At 32.6% G+C, this 2,305-nt stretch carries 2 protein-coding genes; both read left to right on the top strand.

All coding sequences use genetic code 11. The features are described from left to right. Positions 1–117 precede the first annotated feature (117 nt). Positions 118–675: an REP-associated tyrosine transposase gene (locus CSW08_RS09415; RefSeq protein ID WP_106659640.1), complete on the top strand. Its 558-nt coding sequence runs from the start codon at positions 118–120 to the stop codon at positions 673–675. A 1,079-nt stretch (positions 676–1,754) separates the two neighbouring features. Continuing rightward, positions 1,755–2,305 (top strand): REP-associated tyrosine transposase (locus CSW08_RS09405; RefSeq protein WP_106659638.1); only part of this gene is annotated, 551 nt, incomplete at its 3' end.

Below are 2,305 nucleotides of genomic sequence, written 5' to 3'. Positions count from 1 at the left end.
TCCCACCGCTAGCGCTCGTTTGCAACGAGTGCCGTCTGAGTAAGGCAAACGAAAGCAATAAAAAAAACAATAAAGCTATTCTAGATAATCAGTATGTCTTTTTGTATTTTTAGAGGCATGAGTAGGAAATATAAATTTCATAACAAGGCGGGCTTATATTTTGTATCATTCGCTACAGTATATTGGCTTGACGTTTTTACAAGACAAGTTTATTTTAATGTTTTGGCAGACAGTATTCATTATTGCAGAGCGGAAAAGGGTATGGAACTCTATGCCTATTGTTTTATGCCTAGTCATGTTCATTTTATATTTCGGTCAAGCAACGAGCAACCCATGGAATTACTACAGGCATTTAAAAAGCATACGGCAAAAAAAGTAATGGAATCCATTGAAAACAACCCACAAGAAAGCAGAAAAGAATGGCTATTATGGATGTTTGAGAGGGCAGGTAAAAAGCAAGGTAACGTAAGCAAATATCAATTTTGGCAACATCATAATAAACCCATAGAATTATGGAGTGAATCGGTTGTAAAACAAAAAATAGATTACATACATAACAATCCAGTTGAAAGTGGTTTTGTAACAAACCCTGTAGAATGGAAATACTCTAGTGCCAGAAACTATCAAGATGACAGTACGGTTTTAGAAATAGACGATGCTGGATTTTTTGGTTAGTTGTTAAAGGGCACTCGTTACAAACGAGCGCTAGCAGAGGGATGGTTATTGTTGAAATAAGGAGTAAATAGGGGTTTAATAGGTTGCATTGTTTGGCTCTTTGGAAAAGACATTTAGAAAGTTGGATAATGGATTGTGTGATTTTTTGTAGTATTGTGATATTTTTTTGAACTTTGGATATTCTGTTTTAATTAGGTAATTTAATAGATGTTGGTAAACATTGGAAATATATATGTTATGAAAAAATCTCTTTTATTAATTTTTCATAGTAATTTTTAGTTCTTGTAATATTAGTAAAGAATGCAATGAAAATGGAATGATTGAAAAGGCAGGTTAGATTCTAATGTACAAAAAAAGTAATTGGAAATATTACTTCAAAAATGGAAATTATCGAGCCGGAGGTAAATATTTAGATGGGAAGAGAAACTGGAACTTGGAAATGGTATCACACTAATGGTGCTATTTATACCGAAAGAGGATGGAATAAGGGTGAGTTTTCTAATTATTATTACCAACCATAAAAAAGAATGATAGGAATTATAATGGTTACCCTTTTTAACTACTTTAAAAACATAACAACTCAAAAAATTATTTTGTGGTGCTATTTAATTTGGTACCTAACAATTATAACCATATACTTTGAACCTTCACTTAAGTTATGGGCCAGCTCTTTGGGTATTTCACTTATTATTGGATTTGCACTTATCTTATCGACAAGTCAGCAAGGCATAAAGCAAAATATATGGGTTAAAATTAGACTCTTTTTGTTCCCCTTCTGTGTTTCTAGTTATTCTGCCACCATAAAAGATTATGATTTTATTTTATTATTTCCAGTTAATTCATTCCATTTATTTATTTCAGTTCTTAATTGTTTACTGTTTTTATTGCCAGTTTGGTGTATTAAAAGTTTCTATCACTTTAACTGTATAGTTGATAAAAATAAATAACTGGGTGTAAATTAATCCCACCGCTAGCGCTCGTTTGCAACGAGTGCCGTCTGAGTAAGGCAAACGAAAGCAATAAAAAAAACAATAAAGCTATTCTAGATAATCAGTATGTCTTTTTGTATTTTTAGAGGCATGAGTAGGAAATATAAATTTCATAACAAGGCGGGCTTATATTTTGTATCATTCGCTACAGTATATTGGCTTGACGTTTTTACAAGACAAGTTTATTTTAATGTTTTGGCAGACAGTATTCATTATTGCAGAGCGGAAAAGGGTATGGAACTCTATGCCTATTGTTTTATGCCTAGTCATGTTCATTTTATATTTCGGTCAAGCAACGAGCAACCCATGGAATTACTACAGGCATTTAAAAAGCATACGGCAAAAAAAGTAATGGAATCCATTGAAAACAACCCACAAGAAAGCAGAAAAGAATGGCTATTATGGATGTTTGAGAGGGCAGGTAAAAAGCAAGGTAACGTAAGCAAATATCAATTTTGGCAACATCATAATAAACCCATAGAATTATGGAGTGAATCGGTTGTAAAACAAAAAATAGATTACATACATAACAATCCAGTTGAAAGTGGTTTTGTAACAAACCCTGTAGAATGGAAATACTCTAGTGCCAGAAACTATCAAGATGACAGTACGGTTTTAGAAATAGACGATGCTGGATTTTT

It is taken from the genome of Confluentibacter flavum (genome assembly GCF_002843175.1).
In the GTDB taxonomy this organism is placed as follows: Bacteria; Bacteroidota; Bacteroidia; order Flavobacteriales; family Flavobacteriaceae; genus Confluentibacter; species Confluentibacter flavum.
This window is presented reverse-complemented; position numbering and strand designations above follow the sequence as displayed.